The organism is Scytonema sp. HK-05 (genome assembly GCF_963872035.1).
GTDB lineage: Bacteria > Cyanobacteriota > Cyanobacteriia > Cyanobacteriales > Nostocaceae > Kalymmatonema.
The window spans coordinates 1-18,846 of record NZ_CAWMYC010000026.1 but is presented as its reverse complement, the minus strand read 5'-3'; the positions used below and the strand labels follow the sequence as shown (position 1 = coordinate 18,846).

The window sequence follows — 18,846 nt, the reverse complement described above, 5'->3', positions numbered from 1 at the left end:
TTTGTTGCTCTAGCCCGGTAGGGTCAAACGGTGCTGGTATTGGCGGCAGTGCTGAAACCTGCTCTTGCAGTTGGGCGGTGCTTTGGCTTAACTGTTCTATTTGCTGTAGCTCCGAGCGCTGGTTAAATGCCTCTGTCAATGAGATCACACAAGCTTGCAACTGCTGAATTTTCTGGTTAAAGTCTTCGATTTCCTGCTTGGTGGCACTCTGGCTGGTAATCTGTTTTGTGTGGATAAGTGCTGTTTTCAGTTCCTCAATCTGTTGCTCCAGGTTAGTGGGGTCAAAGGGTGCTGGTATTGGGACAGCAGACAGAGTTTCAACTGAGGTGCGTACCGATTGCATCTGTGCTGACAGTTGCTGACCTACGTGTGTGACGCGAGTACCCATTTCAGACGAGACAGCAGTTATATTCTCCTGTAACGCCTGCTCAAATCGGCGTCGGTTGATCACGCTCAGCGAGAGGGCTAAACTCAGGGGCGCAGCCGCATAGATCAGCTGCTGGGAAAAAACTGCAAATACGGACCCAGCGACAGAACCCGCTACAGAGACAGTTTCTGTTATTTCCAACCCATTGCGGTTAGTGAAGTCTTTCATTCGCTACACCCTTAGTGTTTTCTTTGCCTATCATAGAAAACTTAACATGTCCGCAGTCCCAGAAGAGTTGCGGAGTTTTTATAGCAAAATTCCATCCATCTTATATAATAGTGGCTTGTCTTGTGCTTGGGCAAGGAGTCCGAAAATTAAGGAAGACCTTAAAGCAGTGCCTAAGCACCGCTTGTAAAAATCTACGCATATCTGGGCAATAATGCTCAAATCTATGTAGAAGGAACTTGGCGGTTTATGTTCCTTTGAAATCATCTTTAACACTTTCGTTTGCTCTGGACAGATTGCTCTGACCATCGCTTGACCAAAGGCTCCCAGTTAGAGATAGCATAGAAGTTGTGACGCTTAATGCTAGATTTCTTAATCAAATTATTCAGTTGATACCAATAGCTCCATACGTGCTTTCCATCCTTCACGGGCAGATAGGCGGTTATGGAGCCTGGAATATTTTCAGTCAATCTCATGGCACGTCGTGCAATAGCCATAGCGGCAGCTTCATCACTGGCTAGTCCATACTGACGTGCATATTTCACTAAACCAATAACACTGGTGTAAGCTGGATTCACCTTCATGAGGTAAATTCCTCGGTTACTCAAAATGCTTTCCAATAACTCGTAAAATCGGCTGTACGCCCAGCTAGAAAGCATCCGAGCATATTTTCTACCTCGTTCAGATAGCTGTTCTTTCTTGGTAGAAAAGTCTAATTCTTCGCAAGCAACAGGACAAGCAAATGTATCTGCCAATGTCGCTAGTTGCAAGCAGGCATCAACGATTTGACCATCTTGTTTACCGGATGGCAGCCCCATTTGTAATGGGATTTGTCCATGAGCTTTGAGATTGCCATCACCATCAACATATGCCCAACCAATTGAACCAGGATTCATGTCAATCCCGATGCAGCCATAGGCAGAATGCCTTGAGACGCGCTGTACTGGCGTTGGAGTGAATTGTACAGCTGCATTCCACTTACGATCCTTGCGGTAAAAATGCCATGTCTTAGAGCCATCCTTGGGCAACCTGTTAATGTTGCGGTCAAAGTTGCCCAGCTTGGTCTGTACGTATTTGCCAAATCTTGATTCCAAGCAAGCTGGCACACGGAATTTAAGGATATCACCATCCCATTGACAGACCTGATTTCCAAATGACTCATCCTTAGAGCCAACTACAAACGCTTGATTCTTTGGGATAACTGTTTGAATCGGTGCGATTTTTAAATACTCTATTTGTTTAGTTAACTGGTAAGCACGACGCTTTTTATTGTGAATTTGGAAGCGCAGATTCTTCCAGTTAGTATCACGATATTGGAGAGAACAGGAGAAAGTAAACCTGCATCCAGTCTTTGACTTATGCCAATTCTTCTTGGCATAAAAATTTTGAGAATCACTTAACTTTTTATCAGACTTAGTAATCCATAAATTGATGGATTTAAGCTTACCTTCTAACGTTTTGATGTGACGTTTCCTATGCTCTTTAGATGCGTCTACCGCACCTTGAGCATGACTAATTACACCGTTGGCATGACGTTTTGAGATGCCGTAAGCCGTTTGTAAATGAGTGTTCCAGCTAGATTTGTTGAATGTTTGACCAGATAAAATGAAGCTGACTGTCTCACACGCTGCTTTGTGGAATACCGGACTGTAAGCAGCCAAAAACATCTCAAATTCTGTGAGACCTAAACTATTTAATTCTTCTGCTGGAGTCGGTAATCCTTTAACATACGTGAGAGTTGCCATCTATTTCACCCCTTCGGGGTTCGGCAGTTGCTCCTGGGGGAAACCCCCATGACCGCACTGCCTCACCTCATCAATTACATTCGATATACCATCAATCAATTTCTTGTTTTTACGACTTCTTGCACCATAAAGACGCGCTGAAAATACAGTCACAAGCTCAATCATATCTTGGACTAATTCTTGCTCAAAGCTCAGTTCTTCAGCAGATTTATTAATAATTACTACTTCGGTCTCCATCTCTTCGCAGATAGCAAATACCAATTCAGCACCGAATCGTAACAATCTATCTTTGTGAGTCAGAACTAACCTGCCAACATCGCCTTGCATAATGCGTTTCAGAAGTTTTTGAAGTCCTTTTTTCTGATAATTCAAGCCACTTCCTAAATCTTGAATGGTTTCAAATTGCCAACCATTTGAACCACTGAAAGCTTCTAAAACTTGAATTTGTCTGGTCAAATCGTTCTTTTGGTCATGACTTGAAACTCTTGCATAATTGATAGTTATGCGGTCATCTAGCTGCTTTAAGTCACGCGGTGTAATGCGTTTGATGTCTGCTAAGTAGAAGCGTCTATGTCCACTGGGAGCGCGTTCAAATCTGATTTTTCCTTGGTCTGCCCACCTCCTAATTGTGTCTACCGAAACTCCTAATTCCTTGGCAGCATCACCGATGCTGATAGTCACTGATTGAATGTCCTCCATATTTTTGTCTGTGAGCGAGAATACATTCAATTATATGGGTATTCAGAAAGATTTGCCAGTATATGCCCAGATATTTTTACTCAGCTACACACCCTTCCCATAGACAGTTAACGTGTTTTCGTGATAATCGAAATCCCCCACTGTTAACTTTGCAACCTGTCCCCTACGCAGGACGTTTGCCCAAAGCAGCAGAAATAAGGCATAATCCCGCTTCCCTTTAGCACAGGTCGTATCAATCACATCAAATACCTTATTGTACTCATCCACTCCCACGCCTTTGGTGTCTCTGTATTTTGTCACTTTCAATGACTCGATGCGATCGCCATCAAAATGGTACTGACACCGCTTCAGATTCCGCCCCACCTTAATTAAGTATTTTATAGCAGCTACCAGTTGACGTGGTGATTAATGTACTGTCCATGAAAGCGGTTGTACTGAATCGCTTTCATTAAGTCTGCACTCGCTTCCATACTCCCCGGCAAGGTGAATCGTTGGTATCAAGCTCGTGATATCAACGATTCTGCGTTTTCGCTCATTTCGTTTATTGCGCTCATTTTGAATGAGAACTATCATAAGTGAATAACGCGGGGCGCAATTTGATATCAAACAATGACTCTCTAGTATTTATGGCACTTAATACTCACCAAACAATTGGATGTGTTGCACCTACAGAAGAAGACACAACTCTGGCACAAGCTAGTAGTCAAGCTTTGGCATCCTATGTACAGGATAAGACGACTGACCGCACTCTGACGGTTATTTTGCATTCGGGAAAGAGTGAGACAGTAACGATACCAGCGTCTGCATTTGGTCTGCTCGTTGATATCTTGGCGCAGATGGCTCTTGGGAATGCTGTGACGCTTATCCCCGTCAAGAAGGAACTCACTACCCAAGAAGCTGCTGATATCCTAAATGTCTCTCGCCCTTATTTAGTGGATTTATTGGAGTCTGGAGAAATTCCGTTCCGTAAAGTTGGGACACGTCGGCGAGTACGTTATCAAGATTTAATGGACTACAAAAACCGGATTGATGCTAAACGAATGCAAACTCTTGAGGAGCTTACTGCTCAAGCTCAAGAACTCAATATGGGATATGACTGAGCGGACTACTAGCCTACTGCTAGTAGAGTGAAGATCATGTCTAATTTTACCGCTATTTATGATGCCTGCGTTTTATACCCAGCGCCGCTCAGGGATTTTCTGATGTGGCTTGCGCTCACTGACTTATTTAGAGCGCGATGGACCCAAGAGATTCATGCTGAGTGGATACGAAATGTTCTCAAAGAACGTCCTGATTTAACAATTGAACAACTCACCAGAACCAAAAATCTGATGAATACCCATGTCCGAGATTGTCTCGTGACAGGTTATGAAGCATTAATCCCAGGTCTTATCCTCCCAGATCCAGATGACCGCCATGTCCTTGCTGCTGCGATTCAATGTAATGCCTCGGTTATAGTCACTTTCAACCTCAAGGATTTTCCAGAGCAAGCTCTTGCACCATATGGCATTGAATCTCAGCACCCAGATGAATTTATCCTACATTTGATTGACCATTACCCAGCAGAGGTTTGTCAAGCAGCCAAAAAACACAGAAGCACTCTCAAAAATCCACCATCAACTCCTGATGAGTACCTAGAAAGACTTTTAAGGCTGGGACTGACGCGCTCAGTGACGGAGCTGCGGGAATTTTGTTATGACATTTAGGGATTGAATCGCTTATGACCAGAGTTGTGGTTGAGGTAATCAACGTTGCTTACCAATTGAGCCAAGGAAAAGAAATTGGTGACAACTACGAATATGGATGGATGAAGGCGTTTGACACCTCGGAGTTAAATGAACTGGTCGCAGAGGTAACTAATGCATGTAGTGTTGGTTACGTGTCTGGTGATTGGAACGAGCTCGATGTCGTGATACATGAGTGGCATGAAAGTGCCATAGCAATTAATAGTCCAGAATTGGAAAAAGCTTTCAGTGACTCTAAAGACGAAGTGCTATTGACTCCACCGACTACTGAAAGCGTTATTGCATAAACCAAGCGAAAATTGTGGGCAAGCACAAAGCCATGATGTAACGTAATGACAAGGTTCTTGCCTTAGACACCGATGAGCAAAGCTTCGTGCCCCTACCGCGTACTGTATCCAAACGAGAACCGCTATAATTCAACTTTGTCGTCGATGGTTAGCTGCTTGCGTCAATAAAGACTCAGCAAAAGCGATCGCCTCCTGTGCCGACTTCCCACCAGCTAACTGTGCCAATTCTTCTCGGCGCTTAGTTAAATTATCCAAGGATGTGACTCGGACAACGGTACGCTGGTCAGGATGTCCGTTGTTTTCTTTATCACCTGTTTTTTCAGTAATCACTTGCTTATCGACCCGGAAATGTCGGTCTGCCATTGCTGCAACGAGAGGTTGGTGTGTGACACATAATACTTGGGAAATTTGACCCAACTGATGCAATTTTTCGGCGATCGCCTGCGCTACGCGTCCGGAAACCCCAACATCAATTTCATCAAACACGAGTGTCGTATCAGCATCAGCTTGGGAAAAACAAGCTTTTAGCGCTAGTAAAAAGCGGCTCATTTCACCGCCAGAAGCAATTGCTGTCAAAGGTTGTAGCGGTTCTCCTGGGTTGGGACTAAACAAAAAGGTAATTTTATCTGCTCCCGCTGCGGTTGGGGAAGTTGGTACAATCTCGACTTGAAACTTTACCTTTTCCATTGCCAAAGGTTTCAGTTCTCTAAGGAGTTTTGCTTCTAAAGCCGTCGCTGTGGTGCGCCGCAACTGAGTTAACTCCTGACAAGCTTGAGTCAACTTTTCCAAACAAAGATTTTCTTGTTGTTCTAAACTTTCAATAGATTGTTCGCTATCATCCAGCTCGGCTAACTCTCCCTGAATGCGCTGGTAGTGGGCAAGAGCATCTGCAACTGTTGGACCATACTTGCGACAAATTTGCTTTAATTCCTGAATACGCTCTTCTACTTCCTCTAAGCGTTGGGGATCTGCTTCCAAACCTTCTCCATAGGCATTTATCTGGCGTGCGACTTCTGCCAAAGTTGCTTGAGCATCTCTCACCATATCCAACAGCGGTTGCAGTTGGGTATCGTATTCTACCATGTCACTGAATGTTTCCTCAGTGTCTCCCAGTAAGTCTGCTGCTGCTGGACTTTCGCCATCATTTTGGTACAAAGCCTGATAAACTTTGTAACTCATCTGTTGCAGTTCGACGACATGATTGAGGCGTTCCCGTTCTTGCAAAAGCTTTTCCAATTCATCGGGTTCGCTGAGGTTTGCTGTTTTGAGTTCCTGCACTTGATATGTCAGTAAGTCAAGTTGTTGCAGGCGATCGCGTTCTGATATCCGGCGTTTTTCTAATGCTGTACGCGCTTGTTGATAAGCACCAAAAACAGAGCTGACAACTTGACGCTGCTGCATCTGGGACTCGCCACCATAAATATCTAACCAGTCGCGCACTTGATTCGACTGTCCCACTTGTACAGTTTGCCCTTGGGCGGTGATTTCCACCAGGCGTTCCCTCAGCCCTGACATGAGTTGTCGATTCACTAACACTCCATTCACCCGCGATCGAGAGCGAATATTACTTGAGGTTGCTGCGATTTCTCGGCTGATGATCACACTATCTTCTATTAAATCTATTTCCTGTTCGCTCAACCAAGCCGTTAATCCTGAGTTAGAAGTGAAAGTGGCTTCTACCATCGCCCGACTTGTACCAGTGCGAATCACTCGACTGGAGACTTTACCACCCAATACAGCATCAATCGCATCTAAGATAATTGACTTTCCCGCGCCGGTTTCCCCTGTTAATACATTAAGCCCAGCGCCAAATTCCAATTCTAGATGGTCAATAAGAGCAAAGTTTTCTATTTGCAACACAGACAACATTCAGCCAAATTCTCCGTGAGGGCAGACGCCGGATTCTTTTCATTTGTGGGACACTAGGAATGAACTTTAAGCAATTAGCAATACCTAATACCATTGGACGAGTAAGACTTCTTGAGTGTACCAAATTTAGTTTAGTTCGGCTTTGATATATATGGTGCTGAGGATAGAGTTTCTTGATTAGGGAATAGGTTATCAAAGGAGTCAGAATGCAGAACGCACTAACTCATCAGAATTACTCCACCCCCAGGGGGATTAAGTTTCACTCAAGAAAAATTTTGAGTTTTGGTTTTGCCCATAAAGACCTAGGTATCAAACTCATAACTCATCTCAATCTTCAAAGTGAACTCACTCGTTCAGTTGTGAGTTATTCTTTATGAATTTCTACCATATTCTCTATCCCCTATCTCAATACCCTATCCCTACAAGGATTTACACGTATGCATCATAAATTGTTACAATACTTTACATATAAATCCGATGCGGTGGTAGAGCTACATGAATGCTAAGACAGTTCCCCCTACTTCCCAATTAATGAAGGAAGACAGCCGCATAAGTGGCGGTTCCAATTTACGTCAACTATCCGTTGAGGACAGTCACGCGAAGGATTTTCGTCGAGACGAACTGTCCAATAGTGAACTGGTGCTTGAAAATAGTGCTATCAAAGTTGTCAGCTTACCAACTTCAGAGGAAACCCAGACTCGCAAGGTGCTAGTAACTACAAATACTGGTGAAACAATACATTACAATCCCCAGGAGATTTCGGCGCATTACAAAAAAAGACCCCTACAGGTTTTCGGACGTATTGTTACAGTTTTAACATCAACGTTGACCTTTGCTTTCGGGTTGTGGTGGGATAGCGAGCGGGGAGTCGTCGTCAAAAATGACCGACGGCGAGCAGTTAAGCTGCGAGAACTGCTGACAAGCCTGGGACCTGCTTACATCAAAATTGGACAAGCTTTGTCCACCCGACCGGATCTCGTTCCTCCTGTGTATCTGGAGGAACTGACTCAACTGCAAGACAAATTACCACCTTTTCCCAACGAAATTGCTTATCGGTTTATTGAAGAAGAATTGGGTGCTTCTCCAGAGGAGGTTTATCTTGAACTGTCTCGGGAACCAATTGCTGCAGCTTCGTTGGGTCAAGTTTATAAAGGTAAGCTGAAAACTGGTGAAGAAGTCGCTGTGAAAGTCCAACGTCCGGACTTAAGAGAACGCATCGCCATTGATTTATATATCCTGCGGCGACTGGCTAAATTGGCGCAGAGAAATATCAAACGGGTGCGGAGTGACCTTGTCGGTATCCTGGATGAATTAGGCGATCGCATCTTTGAAGAGATGGACTATATTCATGAGGGAGAAAACGCTGAGCGATTTTTCCAGCTTTATGGTCACATGAAAGACGTTTATGTACCGAAAATATACTGGGAATACACCAATCGTCGCGTTTTGACGATGGAGTGGATTAATGGTGTTAAATTAACTCAGACAGAAGAACTTCGCGCTCTCGGTATAAATGCTCGTTATTTAATTGAAGTAGGTGTACAGTGTTCGCTGCGCCAGTTGCTGGAACATGGATTTTTCCACGCTGATCCTCACCCAGGCAATTTGTTAGCTACAGTTGATGGTCAATTGGCTTATCTCGACTTTGGGATGATGAGCGAGATTAAGCCACAGCAGCGCTATGGTTTGCTGGAGGCGATCGTTCACTTGGTGAACCGCGACTTTGAAGGTTTAGGTCGTGATTACGTCAAGCTGGAATTTTTGACACCAGACACCGACTTGACACCGATCATTCCAGCGTTTGCTAGAGTGTTTGGTAACGCCTTGGGAGCCAGCGTTGCCGAGTTGAACATCAAAAGTATTACAGATGATCTATCGGCGTTGATGTATGAGTATCCTTTCCGCGTTCCAGCTTACTACGCCTTAATTATCCGTTCCCTGGTGACATTGGAAGGCATCGCCATTAATATTGACCCCAACTTCAAAGTCCTGAGCGAAGCTTATCCCTACGTTGCCAAACGTTTGTTAACTGATCCAGCGCCGGAATTAAGAGCATCGTTGCGGGATTTGCTGTTTAAAGAAGGTACATTCCGCTGGAACCGTTTAGAAAACTTGTTACGCAATGCTCGTAATAGTCAAGACTATGACTTTGACTTGGTACTCAATCAGGGGATAGACTTTCTGTCTTCCGAACGCGGTGCTTTCATTCGTGACAAACTCGTGGATGAAGTTGTCAAAGGAGTCGATGCTTTAGGTAGAAATGTTTTGCATAACTTTACATACCTACTGCGGGAAAGAGTTGGGATAACAACAGTCAATGAAACTCCTGCTGCTTCCATCGAACAACAACAAACCTTGGATCACATCAAACGGATTTTGAATATTCTTCAAGAAACCCGTGGTTTTGACCCGGCGCGACTTGCACCTCAAGTTGCTCAGTTGTTGTTCAATCCTGGGGTACAGCGTTTAGGTCAACAAGTCGCCAACCAGTTAGCGCAGAAAGCTGTAGCCAGGTTTATTCGGCAACTGTTGGCATCAGAACAAGTGTATAGCGCTGAAGATACCACTTTAGAGCAGCCTGCAAGGTTAGCTTTGCCTGCTGCAAGAGTGTAGCCCTTGAAACTTGATTTTTTGTACAATACCCTCGCCTTCTTTAAGACATCTAAATTAATTCCCCCTTACCAAGGGGGAATTGAAGGGATGTAAAAAAACGTCTTTATTCTTCTGGATAATTTCGTTTATTAACTAATTTATTAACACAAGAGGGATACCTGCCCTCAAACTCCTGGCTCAAAGCCGATTGCCCTACCATTCTCTGGCATCTTGTGATCAGGCTTTATCTTAGAGGAGTGACATTTAACTCCTTACGCCAGTCTGCTAGCGGCTTAGACCAAGCCTCTTCCCACTTCTGTGCCAGAAAGGGTTTTGCCTGATACCCCAAATCGTAGCCCTGCTGAAGGACACGTACAAGCGGGTTTAAATCGCTGTTCATCTTGATCATACTCAGGGTTATTGCGGCAATCAACATTACTGCAAGCGGAGAGCGATTTTGCGCGAGCTGAAATGCTTGCAGCCCAATTTCCCCAATAGAATCGGTGCCAAATCCTGTAACGGTATGCCAAATATCATGGGTTTGTCGCATACGCAAAGCTAAATAGCTCGCGTCATCTTGAAGCTCAACTTTGCGATAAAACTCTGGATCAAGGTTGGCTGCTCGCATATGAGAGGCATAGGCAAAGCCTAACGAATCTTCAGGCAGCTTGAGTAACGCTTCTAGATTGGGAGTCGGTGCAATATATTGTTCTTGAAAAAGTTGAGCGATTTCAGGATGGGACTTGAGATAGGTAATCGCACCAGCAGAAACTTCATGGTTGGCTAACGCAGCAGCAATATCAAAAACTGCCTCGATATCTGTTCCGTCATCGATAAAGGCAACGAAACCTTGCAAACCTTGCAGAAGTTCTGGAGTAACCGATACCTTTTGAAAATTAGAGATTTTCGTCACGGTTCCCATCCCCTAGCAATTGATTGCTACCAGTGTAGCGTAGCCAGTGAGCAAAGCTTACTGCCCCTACTCTATAATGAATGCTACCTAATCTCGCCAAATCTATCCTCCAAAAATAAGTAACCCAAACCGAAAATGAGGATTAGTATAAGGAATGTAACTTCCTCACAATAAGCACGAGTTACTCATGAACTTTTTGACTTATGTCATGCACTTAGTTGGTTCTGGTGCTATGGCTTATTTTTCTGCTCTGCAAATCCGTGACCTCAAAACCCGCCCCAACGTCCTTGCAGGGTTCCAGTTGGCAGAGTCTGGCTCAGTTCCATTTCTCACAAAATTGAGCGATCGCGCTGCAGCAGAAGGCGACACATGGCTAGCAGAAAAACTGGCAAAACACGCATCAGATGAAACCAAGCATGGTCAAATTTTTGCTCATGCCTTAAAACAACTTAATAAAAGTGTTATAGATTTTAAAAGTTTGCCTAAGAATCCGGAGGAAAACAAACCTCAAGAACGCCGCAGCCCCTTCTTTGCTGCATTCTTTGAAGGGTACTCTCAAGAACAGCTCAAACCTGAGAATATTGATTGGGATGTATTTATGGCTAGCACCTACATCCTAGAGTTGGATGCTAGCAAAGACTTTGCCCGCATGGCAAACGTGTTACCTGAAGATGACGCCATTGCTCGTAACCTAAAACTAGGGATGTTGAGCATTGCCCAGGATGAGACTGGTCATGCTGCCTATCTTTATGAAGCCATGACACGGCGGATGTCTGCAATTCAAGTGCAGAAACTCGTGGATGAGTGGCGCACTCGCAAGACCAACGCCTTGTTAGCATTTGCAGGTAATATGTTGCAACGCAATGATAACAGACCTTCCTTGGTGCAAGATGGTGCGCCATCAGAAAGTGAGTCTGAGTTAGTGGTTGCGTAATGACCCTCGCTCTCGTCCCTCAGCGTAGGCAGGGCTGCGCCTCTACTATGCGACCTCGCTTACTACAGCCCACCATAAATAAGGTAGGGAATTCGCTGCTTGGATGAACTTTGTCCAGAGCCATCAAATTTTGATTTCTGACCCCTTTTTACGGTGTGTACTTAGCAGGCGCGGGCACGCTACGTGTGCCTCCTGGGTCGGAGCTTACGCTAATGCGCAGCTCCGACCCAGGAGGCACAAAATTCACGCGTTCAAAAAGAAGAAGGATACAAGCCCCAAGATCCCGCTATGGGGTCTTTAATTTTGATAGGACTTACGCATTGACAGGAAATGGACTATGTGCATTGCCTTAAAGGGAAGTGAAGCGGGATGAATTAGCATAGGTCAAAGCCTCATGCTGGGGAGCCTACTCCCAGTATACTTTGCCTAAAAGAAGACATTCTCGGCAAAGTTAAGCATCTAAAAATCCTTGAGTGAAACACTTGTCTAGTTATGTTTGAATGTCTAGATTGCAATAGGTGACAGCTTCCCTAGCATTACGCCAAGATACAAGCGAGAACTAACTAACTTAACACCAATCTCATTCTTTAGTTAGAGGTTAGGTTTAGTTGAAAGCTTTAAGGTTCAGGTATTGATTTGTAGTAGTTAATTTTTTTAGTAGTCTAGAAGGCTGATACGAAGGGTAAATCTTTTTAAGAGACTTCTACATGCCTCTCGCTAATAAGCTTTTATCCTACACTGTTCTCCGCTCCTGCTATTAGGGTTTGGACAAATTTGTTTGTCCAAACTGCGATAAACAAAGCACCATACAGCAAGCACGGGAGATAATAGACATGAGCCAACCAATTAAAGTTGAAAAGACGGTAACGATTAACAAACCAGCAGAGGAACTCTACCGCTTTTGGCATAACTTTGGGAACTTGCCGCGCTTCATGAAGCATCTCAAAGACGTAAAAGTACACAATAATAAGCGAACGCACTGGACGACCAGTGGGGTGTTAGGTGTAAGTGTTGAATGGGATGCAGACATCATTGAAGATCGGGAAAACGAATTGATTGCTTGGGCTTCGGTTGAAGGTGCAGATCCTGAAATTGAAGCATTGCTAACTGTTTGATGAACAGATTCAGTCCACTCACAAATGAGGACATTGAGATGGCTCAACCTATCAAAGTCGAAAAAACGGTAACCATTGAAAAATCCGCAGAAGATCTTTACCGCTTCTGGCACAACTTAGAAAACTTACCACGCTTTACCAGGCATCTTAAAAGTGTGAATGTCTATGACGATGGGCGATCGCACTGGGTTACTAGCGCACCGATGGGCAACAGCGTTGAATGGGATGCCAGAATCACTGAAGATCGACCGAATGAAGTGATTGCCTGGACTTCAGTGGAAGGGGCAGACATTGCGAACTCTGGTTCGGTTCACTTTCAACCTGCTCCTGGCGATCGGGGGACTGAGGTAAAAGTCATCACAACCTATGATGCGCCTGCTGGAGTCGTTGGAGATGCGATTGCCAAGCTGTTTGGTGAAAACCCAAAACAGCAAATTGGAGACGATCTTGCCCGCTTCAAAATGCTGATGGAGGCGGGCGAAATTGCAACAAACGAAGGTCAACCTAGAGGTCAAGGATGAATCCATTATGAAAGCAGCTTGTTGGCAAGGTACGCACGATGTGCGGGTGGAAACAGTCCCAGATCCCAAAATCCTCAACCCGCGCGACGCGATCGCGACAGGTGACCTCTACAACCATTTGCGGTTCTGACTTGCACATCTACGATGGCTACATCCCAACGATGCAACCCGGTGACATTATTGGTCACGAATTCATGGGAGAAGTCGTTGAAGTTGGCAGTGAAGTCAAGCGCTTGAAAACTGGCGATCGCACGGTTGTGTCTTCGGCGATCGGCTGTGGTCACTGCTGGTACTGTAAACAGCAGCAGTGGTCCCTGTGTGACAACTCCAATCCAAATGGCTGGATGCAAGAAAAAGTTTATGGCTATGGAACAGGGGCAATCTTCGGCTACTCCCATGCCTTTGGAGGTTATGCGGATTCCTTTGCTGATTACATCCGCGTCCCATTTGCAGATTTCACAGCCATCTCTGTGCCGAAAGACATTCCGGATGAAAAACTGCTGCCTGTTTCTGATGCCTTTCCCACAGGATATATGGGGGCAGATTTGTGCAACATTCAACCGGGTGATGTCGTTGCTGTCTGGGGCTGTGGTCCGGTGGGTCTGATTTACACCTCTACGATGGATTTATTCCGACGATGGAGCAGGGCGACATTCTCGGGCATGAATTTATGGGAGAAGTCGTTGAAGTCGGTAGTGAAGTTAAGCGAATTAAGGTTGGCGATCGGGTCGTCAATCCATTTCCCATCGCCTGCGGTCAGTGCTTCTTCTGCAAACAATCGCTAACGTCTCTGTGCGACAACACCAATCCCAATGCCTTTATGGCAGAAGCGATTATGGGATATTCACCCTCAGGCATTTTTGGCTACTCCCATATGTTGGGGGGCTATGCGGGCGGTCAAGCTGAATATGCCCGCGTTCCTCATGCTGATGTCGGTCTATGCAAGATTCCCAACGGGTTAACAGACGAACAGGTGCTGTTCCTTTCGGATATCTTTCCCACTGGATATATGGCAGCGGAGAACTGCAATATTCAACCGGGTCACATTGTTGCTATCTGGGGTTGTGGACCAGTTGCTCAATTTGCGATTCGCAGCGCTTTTTTGTTGGGCGCAGAACGGGTAATTGCGATCGATCGTGTGCCTGAACGGCTCCAAATGGCAAAAGACGGTGGGGCAGAAGTCCTCAATTTTGAACAGGTTGATGTTGGGGAAGCTCTCAAAGAAATGACGGGAGGTCGTGGTCCTGATGCCGTGATGGATGCCGTGGGGATGGAATCGCATGGGATGGGACTGGAGGGACTATACGACAAAGCCAAACAAGCGGTGCGCTTAGAAACCGATCGCCCGCACGCGCTCAGACAGGCGATCGTGGCATGCCGCAAAGGTGGCACCGTATCCATTCCCGGTGTATTTGGTGGATTTGCCGACAAGATTCCAATGGGGGCTTTTATGAACAAAGCCTTGACCATGAAAACGGGACAGACTCACGTTCACAGGTATTTTACCCCGCTACTGGAGCACATTCAGAAGGGCGATATCGATCCTTCGTTTGTGATTACCCACAGATTACCGCTAGAGCAAGCCCCGCATGGTTACGAGATTTTTAAGCACAAAAAGGATCACTGCATCAAGGTCGTACTCAAGCCAGGACAGAGTGCCTAAAATCCCAGTGAAGCAACCTTAGAATTGCTGATGATTCAGCCAGTCCAGCATCATTGGTAGTTCAATCGCTCCTATCTGAGCAGGTTGGAGGATTGCTGGACTGCCTACCAGAAAGCGATCGCGCAGATACGTATAGCCATGCGAGCAATGGTGCATAGATCACCAGCACAGCGATGAAAACGATGATGGTTTGCCAGAAGCGTGGCTCATCCTGGGCTGAGAGGGCTGAAATTGAAACAGCAAGCTCACACAATCTAGCTGGCGGCAAGGGAGAAGCAAGCCAGGGTAAACCAGCGTGGAGCAGACGGAATCGAGATTCAAACAGCCGACGTTTAGAGGAGACATAGAAAAATGGTTAGTCAGTTGCAGAAGTTACCCACCGATGACTCGTTAGGCACACTGGAGACAGTTGCTCACTTTGACGGCGCAATGCTAACCGGTGTGACAGTGTCACATCAGGGGCGCATCTTCGTCAATTTTCCGAAGTGGGGTGATGAGGTCGCATTCACAGTGGCGGAAATCCGGGAAGGTCGTCCTGTGGCTTACCCTGACGAGGCAATCAATCGTACAGACCCAAATGACCTCGCTGGCACGCTGGTGTCTGTGCAAAGTGTGGTTGTCGATCCGGTTGATCGCCTATGGATTCTCGACACGGGCAGTCCGATGTTCCAGCCAACGCAGTATGGTGGACCGAAGCTCGTCTGTGTGGATTTGACGAGCGATCGCGTTATCAAAACAATCCTCTTTCCCCAAGATGTCGCCCTGCCTACCACTTACCTGAACGATGTCCGCTTCGACCTGCGGCGCGGTACCGAAGGCATGGCATTCATTACGGATTCGTCTGACCAAGGGGCAAACGGAATTATTGTAGTAGATTTGGCATCAGGCCAGAGCTGGCGCAAGCTGCACGATCATCCATCTACAAAGGCTGAGGCGCTATCAAGTTTCCGCCCAATCGTCGAGGGTCGTCCACTGTTGGAACGTCAGCCAGATGGAAAGACCAAGCCTGTCCAAATGGGGTCAGACGGGATTGCAATTAATGCAGACGGGTCACGCCTGTACTACTGCCCGCTTGCTAGCCGACGGCTCTACAGCGTTGCCATTGATGCACTCGTGGAGCGCTCAATTGACGATAGCGCTGTTGCTGCAACCGTAATTGATGAAGGAGACAAGGGCGGTGGTGCAGATGGACTCGAAACAGACGCGGCAGGGTATATTTACTCGACGAACTACGAGCATAATGCGATTCTGCGTCGCCGTTCTGGTGGGGAGTGGGAAACGGTAGTACACGACCCCCGCCTTCTGTGGCCCGATACGATGTCCGTTGCCGCAGATGGATACCTCTACGTCACAGCAAATCAGTTGCATCGTCAGGCGAAATACCAAAAGGGAAAAGACTTGCGCCAAAAGCCGTATACGCTCTTTCGCGTTCGCATCGACGCTCAACCTGTTCTACTGCGGTGAGGCTCGAAAACGCTCGATTGCACAACAAGCACAAGAAGGACAACTGTATCAAAGTTGTGCTCAAGCCAGGTGAGGCTGCCTAAAACCCCACAAGAACACGAAAAAACCAAGTCTAGCCAACACTTTAGGAGGTAGAGATGACAGAAGATCTCACAAATAAGAAAGTTGCCATTCTGGTTACAGATGGCTTTGAGCAAGTTGAAATGGCTCAACCCAAGCAAGCCCTTGAGTCAGCAGGTGCTCAAACCCACATCATTTCACCTAAGAGCGATCGCGTTCAGGGCTGGAACCATTATGACAAAGGGGATTTTTTCCCGGTAGATGTCCCCCTCGATAAAGTAAATCCAGCCGACTATGATGCCCTGCTGCTTCCCGGTGGTGTTGCCAATCCAGATCAACTTCGGACTAAAGCTAAGGCGATCGAGTTTATAAAGTCCTTCTTCGATACTGACAAGCCGGTAGCGGTGATCTGCCACGGACCTTGGACTCTGATCGAGGCAGATGTGGTGCGCGGACGGCGGCTCACCTCGTGGCCGTCGCTCAAGACCGATCTCCAGAACGCAGGTGCCCAGTGGGTAGATCAGGAAGTTGTAGTTGATAGCAACCTCGTGTCGAGCCGCAAGCCAGACGACATCCCAGCCTTCAACCGGGAAATGATCGAGCTGTTCAGCCATGCAGGGCAGGTACGGCAGATAGTGTGAGGACTCGGAGCGTTAATCAGGAGGACAAGTATGGAACAGCATCGATTTGGTTCCACGCAGCGCGAGGTGGCAGCGATCGGTCAAGGAACCTGGTACATCGACAACGGTGACCGCGTCTCTGCGATCGCCGCTTTGCGGCAAGGACTCGATCTCGGCATGACCCATATCGACACGGCGGAGATGTACGGCAGCGCCGAGGAGGTGGTCGCCGAGGCTCTAGCTGGACGACGCGATCAGGTTTTCCTAGTTTCCAAGGTTCTTCCTGGAAATGCTTCTCGGAGAGGGACGATCGTAGCCTGCGAGAAATCGCTCGCTCGACTTCATACCGATCGGCTGGACTCTTATCTGTTGCACTGGCGCGGTCAACACCCACTGGAGGAGACGATCGCTGCCTTCGAGCAGCTTCAGCACGAGGGGAAGATTCTCTGCTGGGGCGTGAGCAACTTCGATGTGCCTGACCTTGAAGCAGTCCAGAAGATCGCTGGCGAGGGTTCTCTCGTCTGCAATCAAGTCCTTTACCATTTGAGAGAGAGAGCGATCGAACACGCTGTGATCCCCTGGTGTGAGAAGCATGGGGTCGCCGTAGTCGCATACAGCCCGTTCGGTCATGGGGATTTTCCCAGCTCGCGCACAACCGCAGGTCGCGTACTACAGGAAATCGCCGCCGCCCATAACGCCACCCCTCGCCAAGTCGCGCTCCGATTTCTGGTGCGGCATTCCTCGCTCTTCGCAATTCCCAAAGCATCCAACCCCGAACACGCCGCTGAAAACGCGGGAGCCGGGGAACTCAATCTGACCCAAACCGAACTCGATCGAATCGACGCAGCCTTCCCGACCGGATCTCGTCCCCGCGTGCTTCCCATGCTGTAAGCCTGATTGGCTCGCCTGCAGGCTGCCTGCCCATGAATTGAAGGCACCGCGCTGATGGAGAAGACTTCCGAGCTTTTTGCCTAGCCGCCCACCATTGAGGAGGTTGACATCGTTAGCTAGTCAAGCTTCCTTGATGGGGGAAAGTAGCGAAGCTGTCACCAGCCGCCACGCAATGGCTGAAACCGTTTCTCCAACAACTTCAGAGAATTTTTTTAGGACTTATGGATTGACAATGAGTGCAAGCTATGAATTCATTCTGGAACACCTTAAACAACAGGTGGGCTTGAATGCACATAGTTCATTTCCTGTCAGTGCGTAAGTCCTATTTGAATTTATAGCGGCTGCCATTTTGGTTAGGACAAAGACCGCTACGGATAGCTGTAACCAACCAGCCGCTCTGTTAAATTTGCCAATGTCCTAAGTTGTCTGACCACGGCTATATAAATTTGAATTAGGGATTTCTAAGAAATAAATTATCCATCTTGTGGGCGAGCCAGCGCTGCGGGAGGGAAACCCTCCGCAGGCGACTGGCGTTGGGCGTCCCCGCCCGCCCAGTTTATAGGACGGGCAAGATGCCCCGAAGTTCTGAGTCTCCTCCGGAGACGCTACGCGAACGGAGGAAACCTCCGCTCAGACTTCTCTCCATCCCACAAGAAAAAGTTGGATATTTTTTTATTTGGAAGTCCCTTAAGCGAAGGGGTGAGTAATTCCTCTCCTAATGAAACCCTTAGCACAGATGACTTCTTAGGAGAAGGATAGAGTTGCAATTTTTGCATTACTTCAATGCAAATTCAGGAAACGCGTACATTAAGAAACTTGTACATTAAGAACTTTCACCATTAAATTTTGAAACCTGATTTGAAGGGTAAAGTGAAGTGAGGTGATTCCTCGTTCTCATTCCCTCAAAACTTTTCATAGAAGCAAATTTGCCCTTGTCATGTTTCTGATACCAAAAATTGACTCAAAGGTAGATAGGGGGAAGGGTTTTAGGCAAGCGCGTATACTTTTTCCATTTCGGTACACAAACCCCGGCATCCACTAAATTTCTTTTGCTTGCAAGTCATTATGTTCTCAAGAGACTGTCAGGGTTCTCTCGTTAAGTAGCGACCCCATGCCTAAAAGGCAGGGGCTTGTTA

At 46.7% G+C, this 18,846-nt stretch carries 16 protein-coding genes and 4 pseudogenes; 13 read left to right on the top strand and 7 right to left on the bottom strand.

Features of this window, described 5'->3' with window-relative positions:
- From AACT52_RS05485 to AACT52_RS05470, 4 genes and pseudogenes are all read right to left on the bottom strand, one after another.
- Window positions 1–595 (bottom strand): annotated as a pseudogene (locus AACT52_RS05485) (TIP120 domain-containing protein); the annotation flags it as partial.
- A 266-nt stretch (window positions 596–861) separates the two neighbouring features.
- On the bottom strand, window positions 862–2,337 hold the full coding sequence (locus tag AACT52_RS05480; RefSeq protein ID WP_073636266.1) for a hypothetical protein: 1,476 nt from the start codon (window positions 2,335–2,337) through the stop codon (window positions 862–864).
- Window positions 2,338–3,036, bottom strand: coding sequence for an IS607 family transposase (locus tag AACT52_RS05475; RefSeq protein WP_073636265.1), 699 nt, complete (start codon window positions 3,034–3,036; stop codon window positions 2,338–2,340). It abuts the gene before it with no gap.
- 84 nt (window positions 3,037–3,120) lie between these two features.
- The gene (locus AACT52_RS05470; protein WP_233154229.1) at window positions 3,121–3,399 is read right to left on the bottom strand and encodes a hypothetical protein; all 279 of its coding nucleotides are present in this window, start codon (window positions 3,397–3,399) and stop codon (window positions 3,121–3,123) included.
- 263 nt (window positions 3,400–3,662) lie between these two features.
- On the opposite strand from AACT52_RS05470, the gene AACT52_RS05465 reads away from it, so the two are divergent.
- Genes AACT52_RS05465 through AACT52_RS05455 form a run of 3 tightly spaced genes read left to right on the top strand, consistent with a single transcriptional unit; the run spans window position 3,663 to window position 5,068 of the window.
- Complete coding sequence (locus AACT52_RS05465) at window positions 3,663–4,136, top strand: helix-turn-helix domain-containing protein (protein WP_073636264.1); 474 nt, start codon at window positions 3,663–3,665, stop codon at window positions 4,134–4,136.
- Between the two features lie 36 nt (window positions 4,137–4,172).
- A complete protein-coding gene (locus tag AACT52_RS05460) occupies window positions 4,173–4,742 on the top strand; it encodes a PIN domain-containing protein (RefSeq protein WP_198941109.1) in 570 nt (189 codons plus the stop codon).
- A gap of 14 nt (window positions 4,743–4,756) precedes the next feature.
- The gene (locus tag AACT52_RS05455) at window positions 4,757–5,068 is read left to right on the top strand and encodes a hypothetical protein (RefSeq protein ID WP_073636263.1); all 312 of its coding nucleotides are present in this window, start codon (window positions 4,757–4,759) and stop codon (window positions 5,066–5,068) included.
- 129 nt (window positions 5,069–5,197) lie between these two features.
- Here the strand turns inward: AACT52_RS05455 and recN are convergent, their stop codons facing one another.
- Complete coding sequence (gene recN, locus AACT52_RS05450) at window positions 5,198–6,937, bottom strand: DNA repair protein RecN (RefSeq protein ID WP_073636262.1); 1,740 nt, start codon at window positions 6,935–6,937, stop codon at window positions 5,198–5,200.
- Between the two features lie 495 nt (window positions 6,938–7,432).
- Here recN and AACT52_RS05445 point away from each other — a divergent pair, with 495 nt between their 5' ends.
- Window positions 7,433–9,550 (top strand): ABC1 kinase family protein, encoded by a 2,118-nt coding sequence (locus AACT52_RS05445; protein ID WP_083630803.1) that lies wholly within the window; start codon window positions 7,433–7,435, stop codon window positions 9,548–9,550.
- Between the two features lie 223 nt (window positions 9,551–9,773).
- Here the strand turns inward: AACT52_RS05445 and AACT52_RS05440 are convergent, their stop codons facing one another.
- Window positions 9,774–10,442: a Coq4 family protein gene (locus AACT52_RS05440; protein ID WP_233154228.1), complete on the bottom strand. Its 669-nt coding sequence runs from the start codon at window positions 10,440–10,442 to the stop codon at window positions 9,774–9,776.
- 187 nt (window positions 10,443–10,629) lie between these two features.
- On the opposite strand from AACT52_RS05440, the gene AACT52_RS05435 reads away from it, so the two are divergent.
- From AACT52_RS05435 to AACT52_RS05415, 5 genes and pseudogenes are all read left to right on the top strand, one after another.
- A complete protein-coding gene (locus AACT52_RS05435) occupies window positions 10,630–11,376 on the top strand; it encodes a rubrerythrin family protein (protein ID WP_073636261.1) in 747 nt (248 codons plus the stop codon).
- A gap of 794 nt (window positions 11,377–12,170) precedes the next feature.
- Window positions 12,171–12,461, top strand: a pseudogene (locus AACT52_RS05430) (SRPBCC family protein); the annotation flags it as partial.
- A 68-nt stretch (window positions 12,462–12,529) separates the two neighbouring features.
- The gene (locus tag AACT52_RS05425; protein WP_038089550.1) at window positions 12,530–13,012 is read left to right on the top strand and encodes an SRPBCC family protein; all 483 of its coding nucleotides are present in this window, start codon (window positions 12,530–12,532) and stop codon (window positions 13,010–13,012) included.
- A gap of 7 nt (window positions 13,013–13,019) precedes the next feature.
- Window positions 13,020–13,611, top strand: a pseudogene (locus tag AACT52_RS41215) (alcohol dehydrogenase catalytic domain-containing protein); the annotation flags it as partial.
- Window positions 13,611–14,675 (top strand): annotated as a pseudogene (locus AACT52_RS05415) (zinc-dependent alcohol dehydrogenase); the annotation flags it as partial. The pseudogenes AACT52_RS41215 and AACT52_RS05415, both read left to right, overlap by 1 nt.
- 18 nt (window positions 14,676–14,693) lie before the next feature.
- On the opposite strand, the gene AACT52_RS05410 reads toward AACT52_RS05415, so the two are convergent.
- Window positions 14,694–14,831: a hypothetical protein gene (locus AACT52_RS05410; RefSeq protein WP_198941108.1), complete on the bottom strand. Its 138-nt coding sequence runs from the start codon at window positions 14,829–14,831 to the stop codon at window positions 14,694–14,696.
- A 195-nt stretch (window positions 14,832–15,026) separates the two neighbouring features.
- Between AACT52_RS05410 and AACT52_RS05405 the strand changes: the two genes are divergently transcribed.
- From AACT52_RS05405 to AACT52_RS05390, 4 genes are all read left to right on the top strand, one after another.
- Window positions 15,027–16,139 (top strand): L-dopachrome tautomerase-related protein, encoded by a 1,113-nt coding sequence (locus tag AACT52_RS05405; RefSeq protein ID WP_073636260.1) that lies wholly within the window; start codon window positions 15,027–15,029, stop codon window positions 16,137–16,139.
- A 137-nt stretch (window positions 16,140–16,276) separates the two neighbouring features.
- Window positions 16,277–16,840, top strand: coding sequence for a type 1 glutamine amidotransferase domain-containing protein (locus AACT52_RS05400; RefSeq protein WP_073636259.1), 564 nt, complete (start codon window positions 16,277–16,279; stop codon window positions 16,838–16,840).
- A gap of 30 nt (window positions 16,841–16,870) precedes the next feature.
- A complete protein-coding gene (locus AACT52_RS05395; RefSeq protein WP_073636258.1) occupies window positions 16,871–17,710 on the top strand; it encodes an aldo/keto reductase in 840 nt (279 codons plus the stop codon).
- A gap of 103 nt (window positions 17,711–17,813) precedes the next feature.
- Window positions 17,814–18,029, top strand: coding sequence for a hypothetical protein (locus AACT52_RS05390; RefSeq protein ID WP_143172997.1), 216 nt, complete (start codon window positions 17,814–17,816; stop codon window positions 18,027–18,029).
- Window positions 18,030–18,846 lie beyond the last annotated feature (817 nt).